General features: G+C 61.1%; 11 protein-coding genes and 3 pseudogenes. 8 read left to right on the top strand and 6 right to left on the bottom strand.

What is annotated here, in order from left to right:
- Positions 1 to 128: 128 nt before the first annotated feature.
- The 3 pseudogenes from ACIO0C_RS22995 to ACIO0C_RS22985 form a co-directional block, all read left to right on the top strand.
- Positions 129 to 245, top strand: a pseudogene (locus ACIO0C_RS22995) (transposase); the annotation flags it as partial.
- A 284-nt stretch (positions 246 to 529) separates the two neighbouring features.
- Positions 530 to 646: pseudogene (locus ACIO0C_RS22990) on the top strand (transposase); the annotation flags it as partial.
- Between the two features lie 281 nt (positions 647 to 927).
- A pseudogene (locus ACIO0C_RS22985) lies at positions 928 to 1047 on the top strand (transposase); the annotation flags it as partial.
- A 343-nt stretch (positions 1048 to 1390) separates the two neighbouring features.
- Here the strand turns inward: ACIO0C_RS22985 and ACIO0C_RS22980 are convergent.
- Positions 1391 to 2956 (bottom strand): methyl-accepting chemotaxis protein, encoded by a 1566-nt coding sequence (locus ACIO0C_RS22980; protein ID WP_401315454.1) that lies wholly within the window; start codon positions 2954 to 2956, stop codon positions 1391 to 1393.
- A gap of 218 nt (positions 2957 to 3174) precedes the next feature.
- Here ACIO0C_RS22980 and ACIO0C_RS22975 point away from each other — a divergent pair, with 218 nt between their 5' ends.
- A complete protein-coding gene (locus ACIO0C_RS22975; protein WP_401315453.1) occupies positions 3175 to 4107 on the top strand; it encodes an SIS domain-containing protein in 933 nt (310 codons plus the stop codon).
- A gap of 54 nt (positions 4108 to 4161) precedes the next feature.
- Here the strand turns inward: ACIO0C_RS22975 and ACIO0C_RS22970 are convergent, their stop codons facing one another.
- From ACIO0C_RS22970 to acnA, 3 genes are all read right to left on the bottom strand, one after another.
- Positions 4162 to 4953 (bottom strand): lysostaphin resistance A-like protein, encoded by a 792-nt coding sequence (locus tag ACIO0C_RS22970; RefSeq protein WP_401315451.1) that lies wholly within the window; start codon positions 4951 to 4953, stop codon positions 4162 to 4164.
- Between the two features lie 565 nt (positions 4954 to 5518).
- On the bottom strand, positions 5519 to 5782 hold the full coding sequence (locus ACIO0C_RS22965; RefSeq protein WP_401315449.1) for a hypothetical protein: 264 nt from the start codon (positions 5780 to 5782) through the stop codon (positions 5519 to 5521).
- Between the two features lie 525 nt (positions 5783 to 6307).
- A complete protein-coding gene (gene acnA, locus ACIO0C_RS22960) occupies positions 6308 to 9049 on the bottom strand; it encodes an aconitate hydratase AcnA (protein WP_401315447.1) in 2742 nt (913 codons plus the stop codon).
- Positions 9050 to 9272: 223 nt separating this feature from the next.
- Here acnA and rlmM point away from each other — a divergent pair, with 223 nt between their 5' ends.
- Together rlmM and tusA are read left to right on the top strand one after the other, a co-directional pair.
- On the top strand, positions 9273 to 10346 hold the full coding sequence (rlmM, locus tag ACIO0C_RS22955; RefSeq protein ID WP_401315445.1) for a 23S rRNA (cytidine(2498)-2'-O)-methyltransferase RlmM: 1074 nt from the start codon (positions 9273 to 9275) through the stop codon (positions 10344 to 10346).
- A 160-nt stretch (positions 10347 to 10506) separates the two neighbouring features.
- Positions 10507 to 10758: a sulfurtransferase TusA gene (gene tusA / locus ACIO0C_RS22950; RefSeq protein ID WP_401315444.1), complete on the top strand. Its 252-nt coding sequence runs from the start codon at positions 10507 to 10509 to the stop codon at positions 10756 to 10758.
- Positions 10759 to 10855: 97 nt separating this feature from the next.
- Here tusA and ACIO0C_RS22945 read toward each other — a convergent pair whose 3' ends face one another.
- Positions 10856 to 12262, bottom strand: coding sequence for an MATE family efflux transporter (locus tag ACIO0C_RS22945; RefSeq protein ID WP_401315443.1), 1407 nt, complete (start codon positions 12260 to 12262; stop codon positions 10856 to 10858).
- A 294-nt stretch (positions 12263 to 12556) separates the two neighbouring features.
- Between ACIO0C_RS22945 and pdxB the strand changes: the two genes are divergently transcribed.
- Positions 12557 to 13699, top strand: a complete 1143-nt coding sequence (gene pdxB / locus ACIO0C_RS22940) for a 4-phosphoerythronate dehydrogenase PdxB (protein WP_401315442.1) — start codon at positions 12557 to 12559, stop codon at positions 13697 to 13699.
- 59 nt (positions 13700 to 13758) lie between these two features.
- Here pdxB and ACIO0C_RS22935 read toward each other — a convergent pair whose 3' ends face one another.
- Positions 13759 to 13938, bottom strand: a complete 180-nt coding sequence (locus ACIO0C_RS22935; RefSeq protein ID WP_401315441.1) for a PA1571 family protein — start codon at positions 13936 to 13938, stop codon at positions 13759 to 13761.
- 259 nt (positions 13939 to 14197) lie between these two features.
- Between ACIO0C_RS22935 and ACIO0C_RS22930 the strand changes: the two genes are divergently transcribed.
- Positions 14198 to 15964 carry an ABC transporter transmembrane domain-containing protein gene (locus ACIO0C_RS22930; RefSeq protein ID WP_401315461.1) on the top strand — a complete coding sequence of 589 codons (1767 nt, stop codon included), beginning with the start codon at positions 14198 to 14200 and terminating at the stop codon, positions 15962 to 15964.
- Positions 15965 to 16035 lie beyond the last annotated feature (71 nt).

Raw genomic sequence — 16035 nt, 5'->3', positions numbered from 1 at the left:
CTGATTATGGCTGATGATCGCCAACAGCAAGGGGGAGCAAGCTCCCCCTTTGGTTTTTATCGGACACTAGTGACGCTCTGCGTGGGAATGCAGCCAGGGACGCTCCGCGTTCCATCTCCATCGCACAGCACTTCGTTGCCCAGGCACCTGGCCTGAACAAATTCCTGAGCCAGTTCAAATCCTTCACCGCAAGACAGATCATCAATGACCTGCAAAGCAAAGGTGCGGATAAAGCCTTGCAGCGGCGAATAACGGGGATGGAAGGGCTGATCGAGATTCAGCGCTGGTTCTGACGTGGGATGCCAAAAAGCCGCGGCGCGACGGGGACGCAGAGCGTCCCGGGCTGCATTCCCACGCAGAGCGTGGGAACGATCATCGGTGGTGATCTTAACCTTCGCGCAGACATTTCCCACCGCCACCGCAGACTCCTCCTCTAGCGAGTCCGCATCGCCCGCCGCACCCTGATCGTTCCCACGCTCTGCGTGGGAATGCAGCCAGGGACGCTCCGCGTTCCATCTCCATCGCACAGCATTTCGTTGCCCAGGCACCTGACCTGAACAAATGCCTGAGCCAGTTCAAATGCTTCACCACAAGACAGATCATCAATGACCTGCAAAGCAAAGGTGCGGATAAAGCCTTGCAGCGGCGAGTAACGGGGATGGAAGGGCTGATCGAGATTCAGCGCTGGTTCTGACGTGGGATGCCAAAAAGCCGCGGCGCGACGGGGACGCAGAGCGTCCCGGGCTGCATTCCCACGCAGAGCATGGGAACGATCATCGGTGGTGATCTTAACCTTCGCGCAGACATTTCCCACCCCCACCGCAGACTCCTCCTCTAGCGCGTTCGCATCGCCCGCCGCACCCTGATCGTTCCCACGCTCTGCGTGGGAATGCAGCCAGGGACGCTCCGCGTTCCATCTCCATCGCACTGCACTTCGTTGCCCAGGCACCTGGCCTGAACAAATGCCTGAGCCAGTTCAAATGCTTCACCACAAGACAGATCATCAATGACCTGCAAAGCAAAGGTGCGGATAAAGCCTTGCAGCGGCGAGTAACGGGGATGGAAGGGCTGATCGAGATTCAGCGCTGGTTCTGACGTGGGATGCCAAAAAGCCGCGGCGCGACGGGGACGCAGAGCGTCCCGGGCTGCATTCCCACGCAGAGCATGGGAACGATCATCGGTGGCTTCACGCAGACATTTCCCACCGCCACCGCAGACTCCTCCTCTAGCGAGTCCGCGTCGCCCGCCGCACCCTGATCGTTCCCACGCTCTGCGTGGGAATGCAGCCAGGGACGCTCCGCGTTCCGTCTTTGGGAGGGACGCAGAGCGTCATTGAGTGCATTCCTTTGCTGCGCGCGTGGGAACGATCAGGAGAAGGGGGTGATCCAGGTCAGCGATTGAACCGCTCCACCAACGAATACTGCGTATTCGCCGTCTTGGTCAGCTCTTCACTCAACAGCGCCGAGTTCTGGGCCTGTTCCGAGGTCTGGTCCGCCAGTGCCGAAATGTTGCTGATGTTGCGGCTGATTTCTTCGGCCACGGCACTTTGCTCTTCGGTCGCGGCGGCGATCTGGGTGGTCATGTCGGTGATGTTGGCCACCGCTTCACTGATCCCCACCAGGGCTTGATCCGCTTCCAGTACCCGCGCCACGCCTTCTTCGGCCTGGCGATGCCCGGCTTCCATGGTTTGCACCGCGGTGCCCGCGGTTTGCTGGAGCTTGGCGATCAGGGCGTGGATCTGCCCGGTGGATTCGCTGGTGCGTTGGGCCAGCTGGCGAACTTCGTCGGCCACTACCGCAAAACCACGGCCCATCTCGCCGGCACGCGCCGCTTCAATGGCCGCGTTCAGTGCCAGCAGGTTGGTCTGGTCGGCGATGCCTTTGATCACGTCGACCACGCCGCCGATTTCGTTGCTGTCCTTGGCCAGTTGCGTCACGGTCAGGCCGGTCTCGCCCACCACCACCGACAGGCGCTGAATGGCTTCGCGGGTTTCCCCGGCGATGTCGCGACCGCGACCGGTCAGGCGGTTGGCTTGCTGGGTGGCGTCGGCGGTGCGTTGCACGTGGCTGGCGACTTCCTGGGTGGTGGCGGCCATCTGGTTGACGGCGGTGGCCACTTGTTCAGTCTCGATGCGTTGGCGTTCAAGGCCGGTGGAGCTGTTGTGCGCCAGGGCGTCGGATTGCTTCGCCTGGTCGGTCAGGTGCTCGGCGGTGTCCTGCAGGCGGGTCAGGCAGGTTTTCAGGCGCGCTTCCTGGCTGAGGATCGACATTTCCAGGCGTGCCTGGGCACCGCGGCTGTCGGTGTACATCTGCGCGATCAGAGGGTCGGACGTGGTCTGCTCGGCCAGGCGCAGCAAACGCTTGATGCCGCGTTGCTGCCAGCCCAGGCCCAACAGGCCCAGCGGCACCGAAAGAGCGGCCGCCAGGGCAAAGCCCCACTGCGAGTTCAGTGTCGCGCCGATCATGAAGCTCAACTGGCTGACCAGGATGAAAGGCAGCCAGTCCTGCAGGACCGGCAACCATTTATCCGTCGAAGGAATGGCCGACTTGCCCTGGTTGATGCGTTGGTAGAGCGCTTCGGCACGGCGAATCTGTTCAGCGGTGGGCTTGACCCGCACCGACTCGTAACCGATCACCTGGTTGCCTTCGAAGATCGGTGTCACGTAGGCGTTAACCCAGTAGTGGTCACCGCTCTTGCAGCGATTCTTGACAATGCCCATCCATGGCAAGCCTTGTTTGAGTGTGCCCCACATGTGTGCGAAGACCGCGGCCGGCACGTCGGGGTGACGCACCAGGTTATGCGGCGCCCGGATCAGTTCCTCACGAGAAAACCCGCTGATCTCGACGAAGTCGTCGTTGCAGTAGGTGATCATGCCCTTGGCATCGGTGGTGGAAATCAACCGTTGCTGAGCCGGAAAGGTCCGTTCGCGTTGTGTAATGGGCTGGTTATTACGCATGGCTTATTTAATCCGCAAGGCTTTGACAGCGTGTCGGCCGTATAGCGGCTTTATTGAATTTATTTTTTGCCGTGTGAATCGGTGGATCAAGGCGGGGAAACGAAGACGGGGCGAGCTGTAGAGGTTTTTAAGGGTTTCCCTCAAGGGAACCCTCAGCGTATGATTTTGCGCCCCCGGCGCTGGTGCGTACCACCTAACCAAGGACCATTGGCTTTCCCATGAACCACCTTCCGATTGCTAAAGATGCACTCCACGCTCAGTCGCAAGCCATCAGCCACCTCGCAGCGCGCCTCGATCATGAGTTTCAGCGTGCAGTGGAACTCATCTTGGGTTGCAAGGGCCGCGCGGCAGTCTGCGGCATGGGTAAATCCGGGCTGATTGGCCAGAAAATGGTCGCTACTTTTGCCTCTACTGGTACACCGAGTCTTTTCCTGCATCCGGCTGAAGCTTTTCATGGTGATCTGGGCATGCTCAAGCCGAGTGATGTGCTGATCCTGATCTCCTACAGCGGTGAAACCGAAGAAGTCGTCAAACTGATCCCGAGCCTAAAGTCATTCGGCAACAAAATCATTGCCATGACCGGTAACGGGCAATCCACTTTGGCCAGGCATGCTGACATCTGGCTGGATATCTCCGTTGAACGTGAGGTTTGCCCGAACAACCTCGCTCCGACTACTTCAACGCTCGCCACCATGGCTATGGGAGATGCGCTTGCTGTTGCGCTGATCGCTGCAATCGACTTCAAACCTATGGATTTTGCGCGCTACCATCCCGGTGGCAGCCTTGGCCGCAAACTCCTGACGCGCGTCAGTGACGTGATGCACACCAACCTCCCTAAGGTGACCCGCAACACGTCTTTCCACAACTGCCTGTTGGTTATGACATCAAGCCGCCTGGGGCTCGCCCTGGTAATGGAAGGCGCAAAACTAGTCGGCATCGTCACCGATGGCGATCTACGTCGTGCATTGCTGAGTAATCCAGGAGTCGTCAACGAAACCGTCGAGACGTTCCTGACTTCAAATCCGCACACAGTGAAAGCGTCTGCACATTTGTCTGAGGCCGAGGCTTACATGCTGGATCACAAAATCCGCGCCTTGCCGGTTATGGATGGTAATAGTGAAGTTATTGGCGTAGTCGAGATTTTTGACTGACGCGGATGACATCAGCTTTGGATTTTTTTGGTCAAGCTAATCTTTCGTAATGGCTCAGGTGGCCAGCATCGGGTAAGTAAACAATCCAAAATGCAATAAATTAATACCAAAGTGGGTGGCGATGGCAGCGGCCAATCCACCCAATCGATAGGCCACTCCGTAGCCAACGCCTGCCAGGGTCGCCAGCAATACCCATTCCCAACCGGCGCCCCAATGGGCCAAACCGAATAATAGAGAAGCGATCAGCAGGGCAAGGTGTTCGCCGTAGGGCAGGTGTTGGAATCGTTGGCTCAAGCCGCCTTGCAGGTAGCCACGAAACAGCGCTTCTTCTACCACGGTCACCAGCAGCAGGTTGTTGTTTATCCACAGCCACGCTTGTGGCGGCCATTTCGGTGACCACTCGACTATCCCCAGCAGCCATGCTCCCCCCAATGTGACGAGTGCCGTCAGGCTCAGGGTCAGGGCACCAGCCTTTATTGCTTGCAACAACGAGTGGCGGCCGATGATCCATGGGCATACGAGTAACAGCCAGAAGCCTATCAGTGGTTTATCCAGGTTGAGGTACATCGAGAAGGGCGCGGCGTTCTCGGTGAAGCGTTCCTGGTCGATCATCCTGGCGTTGTGAAATCCTGGCCACCAATGGAGGGCCAAGGCGAGGGCGAGGAGGATGAACAGGGCATGGCCGAGGTAGGGGCCATAGTGAAAGCGGTTTTGCCGGACGGCGAATCCGGCGAGCAGGAGCAGGATGATCGCAATGATCGCCTGGGCGGTCAGGTAACCGTAGGTGAGTGCCAGGACATAGCCGGCAGAGAGGAGTGTCAGGTATGGCCAGGGCATTACGAGCATGAACGTTTCCTTGTTTCGGGTGAGCTCGCTTTAATGTGGGGCATTTAGGCAGATATGGCCGTGCGTCTGCAATTGTGGTGCTGTGTTTTAGTGCGTAGAACAGAGAGTGTGACTATGTTTAAAGGTGCCTGACGTTCGTTTGAATGGCGCTCTGCCAAATCCTGCTGGAAAAAGGGGAAGCGTATGACAAGTTGGTCCGTGATCACTGTGACGTTGTTGATGCTGGTACCGCTGATGGTTCTTGCTACATCGATACAAGGTTGGGTTCAACATTTCAAAATCGAAGGCGACACCGAGTACTAGTTGCGGTTTGACGAAGCACCGGTCCTTTCAATAGCGCGAACACTGAGCACAGGGATGTGGTCCCCCCCCCCCCCCGCAAATATGGAATTTTTTGCGTAGTGCTGTTTTCTTCAAAGCTGTGTGTCTGTTGGCAGATCTGTCGACTGGGCGGCCGCCTTCGCTGGCAAGCCAGCTCCTACAGGGGCCTGAATAGGTTCGAAATCAGGTTGGCCGCCAAGCATGGTGACTGCGCTGCTGAGGAGCATCAGCACAGGGCCGAGGCTCAATGAACAGCTGACGACCTTGGGACGGGAACGCGATCAAACCTGGAAACTTCTTTGACCCAGAATCGACGGTATTCAGTTTGGTCTGGCGCCAACGGCTTGTGATTTGACCAGGCGTGTCCTGTTTTCAAGCTTTCACGGTACGCTTCCCACTCTTTTTCCTCGGCGACTTCCTTCGCCTTTTTTTCATCGTCGAACCAACCAAGAACATACACTTCGCCTTGATCGATTCCGTGCTCGATCAATAGATAAATCTCTTTCATGCGCTAAACCCGTAACGACAAATTTCTAAAATACCCTACCACAGCGTATTGCCCTGGCTATCGGCAGACGGTTTCGTTTCTTGAGGTTATGCGTTGGCGCAGGGTCACAAATTGTCGTTTTCGGTTGAGATATCAGGCGGTCCAGTAAACCGCGCCTCACGTTGATCGTCCGAAAGACCGTTATCGGTTGTGGGGGCGCCTTCGCTGGCAAGCTAGCTCCTACAGGGGATTGGGTGCATCCGCGAGGGAATGGTCGGCTGTGAGGGCGCCATCGCTGGCAAGCCAGCTCCTACAGGGGATTGGGTGCATCCGCGAGGGAATGGTCGGCTGTGGGGGCGCCTTCGCTGGCAAGCCAGCTCCTACAGGGGATTGGGTGCATCCGCGAGGGAATGGTCGGCTGTAAGGACGCCTTCGCCGGCAAGCCGGGCCCCTGCAAAGTGCGTGGGTGGCAGGTTGTCAGGGAGTGCTTCAGGCGCCGTTACCGATGTAACAGCGCCTGAAGCATCAACACTTATTGTTCCGCGGTTACGACGCAATCAATTGCCGCAACACGTAATGCAAGATCCCCCCCGACTTGAAGTACTCCACCTCATTAAGCGTATCAATCCGGCACAGCACTTCGATTTTTTCCCGGCTGCCGTTTTCCCGGGTGATGACCAGGGTCAGGTTCATCCGTGGTGTCAGTTCGACGCCGGTGAGGCCGAGGATGTCCAGGGTTTCGCGGCCGGTCAGGTTCAGGCTCTTGCGGTTCTGGTCGAGCTTGAATTGCAGTGGCAGCACGCCCATGCCCACCAAATTGGAGCGGTGGATGCGTTCGAAGCTTTCGGCGATGACCGCTTTGATGCCCAGCAGGTTGGTGCCCTTGGCGGCCCAGTCGCGGCTTGAGCCGGTGCCGTATTCCTGGCCGGCGATGACCACCAGTGGGGTGCCAGTGGCTTGATAGCGCATGGCGGCGTCGTAGATCGGCAGTTTTTCGCCGGTGGGGATGTAGTAGGTGTTGCCGCCTTCCTCGCCGTGGAGCATTTCGTTGCGGATGCGGATGTTGGCGAAGGTGCCGCGCATCATCACCTGGTGGTTGCCGCGGCGGGAGCCGTAGGAGTTGAAGTCGCGCGGTTCCACGCCTTTTTCGCGCAGGTAGTGGCCTGCGGGGCTGTCGGCCTTGATGTTGCCGGCGGGGGAGATGTGGTCGGTGGTCACCGAGTCGCCGAGCAGGGCGAGGATGCGTGCGCCGCTGATGTCCTTGACCACCGGTGGCGGGCCGCCGATGTCGTCGAAGAACGGCGGGTGCTGGATGTAGGTCGAGTCGTCCTGCCAGACGTAGGTGGCCGCTTGCGGCACTTTGATGGCTTGCCATTGTTCGTCGCCGGCGAACACTTCGGCGTATTCCTTGTGGAACATGGCGGTGTTGACCCGTTCGACCGCTTCGGCGATTTCCTGGCTGCTGGGCCAGATGTCGCGCAGGTACACCGGGTGGCCGTTCTGGTCTTCGCCCAGGGGTTCGCGGCTGAGGTCGATGCGCACGGTGCCGGCCAGGGCGTAGGCGACCACCAGCGGCGGCGAGGCCAGCCAGTTGGTTTTCACCAGCGGATGCACCCGGCCCTCGAAGTTGCGGTTGCCCGACAGCACCGAGGCCACGGTGAGGTCGGCCTTCTGGATGGCTTTTTCGATGGGCTCCGGCAGTGGCCCGGAGTTACCGATGCAGGTGGTGCAGCCATAGCCGACCAGGGCAAAACCCAAGGCATCGAGGTACTGCGTCAGGTCGGCGGCCTTGTAGTAGTCGGTGACCACTTTCGAGCCTGGGGCCAGCGAGCTTTTCACCCAGGGTTTGCGGCGCAGGCCTTTTTCCACGGCTTTTTTCGCCAGCAGCCCGGCCGCCATCATTACGCTCGGGTTGGAGGTGTTGGTGCAGGAGGTGATGGCGGCGATCACCACCGCGCCGTTTTTCAGGCGAAGGGTCTGGCCTTCGAACTCGTAGTCCACTTCACCGGCCATGTCCGCGTTACCTACGGCCACGCCGCCACCGCCTTCGCTTTCCAGGCGGCCCTCTTCCTTGCTGGTGGGTTTGAGTTGCAGGCCGACGAAGTCGCTGAAGGCTTGCGCGACGTTCGGCAGCGACACGCGGTCTTGCGGGCGCTTGGGCCCGGCCAGGCTGGCTTCGACGCTGGCCAAGTCCAGGGCCAGGCTGTCGGTGAACTGCGGTTCCTTGCCCGGCAGGCGCCACAGGCCTTGGGCCTTGCTGTAGGCCTCAACCAGTTTGACCGTGGCGTCGGGGCGGCCGGACAGGCGCAGGTAGCTCAGGGTGACGTCGTCCACGGGGAAGAAGCCGCAGGTGGCGCCGTACTCCGGCGCCATGTTGGCGATGGTCGCGCGGTCGGCCAGGGGCAGGTCGGCCAGGCCGTCGCCGTAGAACTCGACGAATTTGCCGACCACGCCTTTCTTGCGCAGCATCTGGGTGACGGTCAGCACCAGGTCGGTGGCGGTGATGCCTTCCTTGAGTTTGCCGGTGAGCTTGAAACCGATCACTTCGGGTATCAGCATCGACACCGGTTGGCCGAGCATCGCCGCTTCGGCTTCGATGCCGCCGACGCCCCAGCCGAGTACGCCGAGGCCGTTGATCATGGTGGTGTGGGAGTCGGTGCCGACCAGGGTGTCGGGGAAGGCGTAGGTGCGGCCGTCTTCGTCCTTGGTCCAGACCGTGCGGCCGAGGTATTCCAGATTGACCTGGTGGCAGATGCCGGTGCCCGGTGGCACCACGCTGAAGTTGTCGAAGGCGCTCTGGCCCCAGCGCAGGAAGGCGTATCGCTCGCCGTTGCGCTGCATTTCGATGTCGACGTTCTGTTCGAAAGCGCTGCTGGTGGCGAACTTGTCGACCATCACCGAGTGGTCGATCACCAGGTCCACCGGCGACAGCGGGTTGATGCGCTGCGGGTCGCCGCCGGCCTTGGCCATCGCGGCACGCATGGCGGCCAGGTCGACCACGGCGGGCACGCCGGTGAAGTCTTGCATCAGCACCCGGGCCGGGCGGTACTGGATTTCGCGGTCGGAGCGGCGCTCCTTGAGCCAGGCGGCAATGGCCTTGAGGTCGGCTTTGGAGACGGTCTTGGCGTCTTCCCAGCGCAGCAGGTTTTCCAGCAGCACTTTGAGCGACATGGGCAGCGCGTCCAGGTCCCCGAGGCTTCTGGCGGCCTCCGGCAGGCTGTAGTAGTGGTAAAGCTTGTCGTCGACTTGCAGGGTCTTGAGGGTCTTCAGGCTATCGAGGGACGGCATTACGATCACTCCTTTGAGTCCGCACGGCTACGGACTGAGGGAAAGGGGCAGAGCACTAAACCTAGCCCTGTTTTAAGTAGCTGGCTAATAACGGGACTCTATGGGCAAGTCCGAGGTTCCGAAGTCGGCTATCATGCGCCGGTTTTCGTGACAGGCTTTGCGTTAGCGCAAGTCTGGGCATCGCGCAGGGGTTGAATGTCTCGCCCTCTGCCCAGGAGTAAGAATGAACACCCTTTTCATGCATTGCCGGCCGGGCTTCGAAGGTGAAGTCTGTTCCGAGATTTCCGACCTCGCCGCACAACTGAACGTGGCCGGTTATGCCAAGGCCAAGGCCGCCAGCGCCTGCGCCGAGTTTGTCTGCACCGAGGAAGACGGCGCCGATCGCCTGATGCGCGGGCAGCGTTTCGCTGATCTGATTTTCCCGCGCCAGTGGGCCCGGGGGATCTTCATCGACCTGCCGGAGAGTGATCGCATCAGTGTGATTCTCGCGCACCTGGCGGATTTTCCGACCTGCGGCAGCCTGTGGCTGGAAGTGGTCGACACCAATGATGGCAAGGAGCTGTCGAACTTCTGCAAGAAGTTCGAAGGCCCCCTGCGCAAGGCGCTGACCGGCGCCGGCAAGCTGGTGGATGACGCGAGCAAGCCGCGCTTGTTGTTGACGTTCAAGAGCGGCCGTGAAGTGTTCGTCGGTCTGGCGGAGTCGAACAACTCGGCGATGTGGCCGATGGGCATTCCGCGTTTGAAATTCCCGCGCGAGGCGCCAAGCCGTTCGACCTTGAAGCTTGAAGAGGCCTGGCATCACTTTATCCCTCGGGACCAGTGGGACGAGCGTTTGCACAGCGACATGACCGGTGTCGACCTGGGTGCAGCGCCCGGCGGCTGGACCTGGCAGCTGGTCAACCGTGGCATGTTGGTGACCGCCATCGATAATGGCCCGATGGCTGAAAGCCTGATGGATACCGGCCTGGTGCAGCATTTGATGGCCGACGGTTTCACCTTCAAGCCCAAGCAGCCGGTGGACTGGATGGTCTGCGACATCGTCGAGAAGCCGGCGCGTAATGCGGCGATGCTGGAAGAGTGGATCGGCGAGGGGCATTGCCGCGAGGCGGTGGTCAACCTCAAGCTGCCGATGAAACAGCGCTACGCCGAAGTGAAGCGCTTGCTTGAGCGGATTGCCGAGGGTTTCAAGGCGCGCGGCATTCGCGTGGAGATCGGCTGCAAGCAGCTGTACCACGACCGTGAGGAAGTGACCTGCCATTTGCGCCGGCTGGATGTGAAGAAACCCAAGTCCCGCTGACCGTGTGTACCGATCGTTCCCACGCTCTGCGTGGGAATGCATCCCGTGACGCTCTGCGTCACTTCCAGAGCTGGAACGCGGAGCGTCCCTGGCAGCATTCCCACGCAGAGCGTGGGAACGATCAGCGGTGTACAATGCCGGCAAGTTTCAGGAGTTAATCATGAGTGAAATGCTTGATACGCCGGTAGACGGCACCCTAGACGCCACCGGCCTCAATTGCCCGGAGCCGGTGATGATGTTGCACCAGCACATCCGTGACCTGTTGCCAGGGGGCCTGCTCAAGGTGATCGCCACCGATCCGTCGACCCGCCGCGACATCCCCAAGTTTTGCGTGTTTCTCGACCATGAGCTGGTGGGGCAGCATGAAGAGGCTGGCACCTACCTTTACTGGATCCGCAAAAAATCCGATTAACCCACAAAACCTTGTAGGAGCGAGCTTGCTCGAGAAAGCGGTGCGTCAGGCAACATCGATGGCGACTGATACACCGTCTTCGCTGGCAAGCCAGCTCCTACAAGTGTTGGTTCAGGCGAATCCGCTTGCGTGCACTGCGCGTCAGGCGGATCGACAGCATCAGCGCCGCGCAGCTTAAGCCCACAATCAAACCCTGCCACAGCCCGCTCGGGCCGCTTGGCGTGCCGAACCAGTCGGTCAGGCCCAGGGCGTAGCCCACCGGCAGGCCGATGCCCCAGTAAGCGAACAGCGTCAGTATCATGGTCACCCGAGTGTCCTGATAGCCGCGCAATGCACCGGCCGCCGTGACCTGGATCGCGTCGGAAAACTGGAACAGCGCCGAATAGACGATCAACATCGCCGCCACCTTGATCACCGTCGGGTCCGCCGTGTAGATCGTGGCGATGTGTTCGCGCAGCAACAGCATCATGCTCGCCGACAGGCAGGCGTACGCCAGTGCCGTGCCCATGCCGACGCCCGCGGCGAAGCGCGCTTCACGGGGTTGCTCGCGCCCAAGCGACTGGCCGACCCGAACGGTCACGGCCATGCCCAGGGAGTAGGGGATCATGAACACCAGCGAGCTGAAGTTCAGGGCGATCTGGTGCCCGGCGACCACGGTGGCGCCGAGGCTGCCGATCAACAGGGCGATCACCGCGAAGATGCTCGACTCGGCGAACACGGCAATGCCGATGGGCAGGCCGATGCCCAGCAGGCGCTTGATCACCGACCATTGCGGCCAGTCGAAACGGCTGAACAGCTGGCTCGATTGATACGCCGGCGCCCAGCGCTCCCAACCGGCCATGCCCAGGGCCATCACCCACATGACGATCGCCGTGGCCCAGCCGCAACCGACGCCGCCCATGGCCGGCACGCCGAAGTGCCCATAGATGAACACGTAGTTCAGCGGAATGTTCAGCGCCAGGCCGCACAGGCCCAGGACCATCGCCGGGCGGGTGCGACCCAGGCCGTCACTGAAACAGCGCAGCACATGGTAGAGCGCGACCGCGGGCAGGCCGCTGGCGATGCCGTGCAGGTATTGCATGCAGGGGCCGATCAGTTCCGGATCGACCTTCATCACGCGCAGGATCGGTTCGGCGCACAGCAGCAGGCCGGTCGCGATCAGGCCCACCACCAGGGCCAGCCACAGTGCCTGGCGCACGATCGGACCGATCTCGCTGTGCGTGCCGGCACCGAAGCGCTGGGCGACTTTCGGCGTGGTGGCCAGCAACGTGCCGGTCATCAGCAGGAACACCGGCACCCAGATCGAGTTGCCCAGCGCCACCGCCGCCAGGTCGCGCGGCCCGACCCGGCCGGCCATCACCGCATCGACGAAGCCCATCGCCGTGGTGGCCAGCTGCGCGATCATGATCGGCAAGGCCAGGCCGAGCAGGTTTTTCAGCTCCAGGCGGACCCGGGCGGGGCGGGAGAGGGGAGGGCTGGTGGTGTGGTCAGTCACGGAGTTCAAGGGCAAAGCGTCCAAAGATTTTTCATGCGCGGGTGCGCATTCTACGCGTTGACGCAGCGGTCAGGAAAAGACTGTGTTGGGCATTTGTAATCCCCACGCCCGATTCCTTCTCCCTCTGTAGGAGCGAGGCTTGCCCGCGAAGAACGATAACGCGGTGCAGCAGATACATCACGGCGCCTGGTTCGCGGGCAAGTCGGATCGCCGCACCGCTCGCTCCTACAAGTAGGAGGCGATGCATGCTAGGCGCCAGGTACCCTCTACGCCTACACTGCCGGTCCGCCAAAGGAGCCTGACATGCTGATCGTTGCCGACGAAAATATCCCCCTGCTCGACGCCTTCTTCGAACCATTCGGTGAAATCCGCCGGGTGCCGGGGCGTTCCATCGACCGCGCCACCGTCGAACAGGCCGATGTACTGCTGGTGCGTTCGGTCACCCGTGTCGACCGTGCGCTGCTCGAAGGCAGCAAGGTACGTTTTGTCGGCACCTGCACCATCGGCACCGATCATCTGGACCTGGAATACTTCCAGCAGGCCGGCATCACCTGGTCCAGCGCGCCGGGCTGCAACGCCCGCGGTGTGGTCGACTACGTGCTGGGCAGCCTGCTGACCCTGGCTGAAATCGAAGGCGCCGAACTGACCCAACGCACCTACGGCGTGGTCGGTGCCGGTGAGGTGGGTGGTCGTCTGGTCAAGGTCCTGCAGGGCCTGGGCTGGAGGGTGCTGGTCTGCGATCCGCCACGCCAGGCTGCTGAAGGGGGCGATTACGTCAGCCTTGAGCAAATCATCGAGCAATGCGACGTCATCAGCCTGCACACCCCGCTGACCCGCAAGGGCGCTCAGCCGACCTGGCACCTGTTCGATCGACGCCGCCTGAACCAACTCAAGCCCGGCACCTGGCTGATCAACGCCAGCCGTGGCCCGGTGGTGGACAACAACGCCCTGCGAGAGGTGCTGCTGGAGCGCGAAGACCTGCAGGCGGTACTCGATGTGTGGGAGGGTGAGCCGGAAGTCGATGTGGCCCTGGCCGAGCTCTGCGTGCTGGCCACGCCGCACATTGCCGGCTACAGCCTCGACGGCAAGCAGCGCGGAACGGCGCAGATCTATCAAGCTTATTGCGAGTTCCTCGGGCAAGCGCCCCAGGTCAGCCTGAGCGACTTGCTGCCAGCCCCCTGGCTGTCGCAGGTGACCTTGAGCGGGGACACCGACCCGGCTTGGGCCCTGGCGATGTTGTGCCGTGGCGTGTACGACCCGCGCCGTGACGATGCGGACTTTCGCCGCAGCCTTGTTGGCAGTGTGGGCGAGCAGCGTGCGGCGTTCGATGTATTGCGCAAGCAGTATCCGTCTCGACGCGAAATCGACGGGTTGCAGGTGCGGATAGACGGGGATGCGCCAGCGTTGCAGCAGATCGTGGCGGCACTGGGCGCGACGATTATCTGAAGAACGGGCAATAAGAAACCCGGCCCTCAAGGGCCGGGTCAATGAAGACGGTGGTTACATCACTTCTCTTCGGCAGGCTTGACCAATCGCTTATCCAGTTCGCTGCACGCTTTCTGGATCATCTTTTCAGTGATCGGTACTTCGCGGCCCTGTTCATCGATTATCGAGCACCCCAGAGACTGGTCTGGCTGCGTGCGGATCACTTCAATCTTGTCATCGCTGCGTTGTTGCAAGGACATGGCCTGTCTCCTCATCAGGTTGTGTGCCTAGGTTAAAACCGTCAGGTGACCAGGCTGTGACAACTCCCTGCGATCGATCCTGAACGGCATCGCCAGTCGACCAGAAATATCCCGACATGGCTACCCGAACTTTAGACCAATAGCGTCTAGGCACTAGACTGCACGGTCATAATTAACCTGACTCATTCTGATTCAACCAGTTCCACGCTCTGGTCGGTGTACGCTGGTGCTATCAATGACTCCGTTGTGGATGATGCAAATGCTCACTGTTCGTCACCGTCGTGCGATTCGCCTGGCCAGCCGTTTCATCGCCCCTTATCGCTGGCAAGCGCTGGGTGCCCTGTTCGCGCTGGTCGTCACGGCGGGCATTACCTTGTCCATGGGGCAGGGCATTCGCCTGCTGGTGGACCAGGGGTTCATGACCCAGTCGCCGCATTTGCTCAACCAGTCCATCGCTTTGTTCATGCTGCTGGTGATCGGCCTGGCGGTGGGTACCTTTGCAAGGTTTTACCTGGTGTCGTGGATCGGCGAGCGTTGTGTCGCCGACATCCGCCGCCGGGTGTTCAATCATCTGGTTTACCTGCACCCGGGGTTCTACGAGGACAACCGCAGCTCCGAGATCCAGTCGCGCTTGACCGCCGATACCACGCTGCTGCAATCGGTGATCGGCTCCTCGCTGTCATTGTTCTTGCGCAACTTGCTGATGGTGATTGGCGGGATTGTCCTGCTGTTTGTCACCAATCCCAAGCTCACCAGCATCGTGGTGATTGCCTTGCCGTTGGTGATCGCGCCGATCCTGATTTTCGGCCGGCGGGTGCGCAGCCTGTCGCGCCTGAGCCAGGACCGGATTGCCGACATCGGTAGCTATGTGTCCGAGACCCTGGGCCAGATCAAGACCGTGCAGGCCTACAACCACCAGGGCCAGGACGAACAGCGCTTCGCAGTCACTGTGGAGGAGGCGTTCGACACGGCGCGCAAGCGCATTTTCCAGCGGGCCTGGCTGATTACCCTGGTGATCGTGCTGGTGCTGGGCGCCGTCGGTGTGATGCTCTGGGTTGGTGGCATGGACGTGATTGCCGGGCGGATTTCCGCGGGTGAACTGGCGGCGTTTGTTTTCTACAGCCTGATTGTCGGCAGTGCGTTCGGCACCCTGAGTGAGGTGATCGGCGAGTTGCAGCGCGCGGCGGGCGCGGCCGAGCGGATTGCCGAGTTGCTGCGGGCGCAGAACATCATCCAGCCGCCGACCACTGGCCGGGTGACCTTGCCCGAGCGGGTGAAGGGTGACCTGGTGTTGCAGGATGTGCGCTTCTGCTACCCCTCGCGCCCTGAAAGCTACGCGGTCGACGGCCTGAGCCTGAGCATCCAGGCCGGGGAGACCCTGGCGTTGGTCGGGCCGTCCGGGGCCGGCAAATCGACGGTGTATGACCTGCTGCTGCGTTTTTACGACCCTTCTGAGGGGCGCATCCTGCTCGACGGCGTGCCCCTGACCCAGCTCGATCCACTGGACCTGCGGCGTTGCTTCGCGCTGGTCTCGCAGACCCCGGCGCTGTTCTTCGGCAGCATCGAGGACAACCTGCGCTACGGCAACCCCTCGGCGACCCTGGCCGAAGTCCGCGAGGCGGCAAAAATCGCCTACGCCCACGACTTCATCGAAGCCATGCCCAACGGTTATCAGACGCACCTGGGGGACGGCGGCCTCGGCTTGTCCGGCGGCCAGCGCCAGCGCCTGGCCATCGCCCGCGCGCTGCTGGTGGATGCGCCCATCCTGCTGCTGGACGAAGCCACCAGCGCCCTCGACGCCCAAAGCGAACACTTGATTCAGCAGGCATTGCCGAGCCTGATGAAAAACCGCACCACCCTGGTCATCGCCCACCGCCTGGCCACGGTCAAAAACGCCGATCGCATTGCGGTCATGGACCAGGGGAAACTGGTGGCGGTGGGGACGCACCAGTCGCTGATTGCGAACAATGCGCTGTATGCGCGGTTGGCGGCGTTGCAGTTCAGTGATGGGCATGAAGCGGCATGAATCGCCGCTGCTGGATCGACCGTTGTCGGAGCTGGCTCGCCAGCGAAGACACCCGCAAGACCAGCGTAATG

Source organism: Pseudomonas sp. NPDC087336 (assembly GCF_044744285.1).
In the GTDB taxonomy this organism is placed as follows: domain Bacteria; phylum Pseudomonadota; class Gammaproteobacteria; order Pseudomonadales; family Pseudomonadaceae; genus Aquipseudomonas.
The sequence above is the reverse complement of the archived record's forward strand: the minus strand, read 5'-3'. Positions and strand labels throughout refer to the sequence as shown.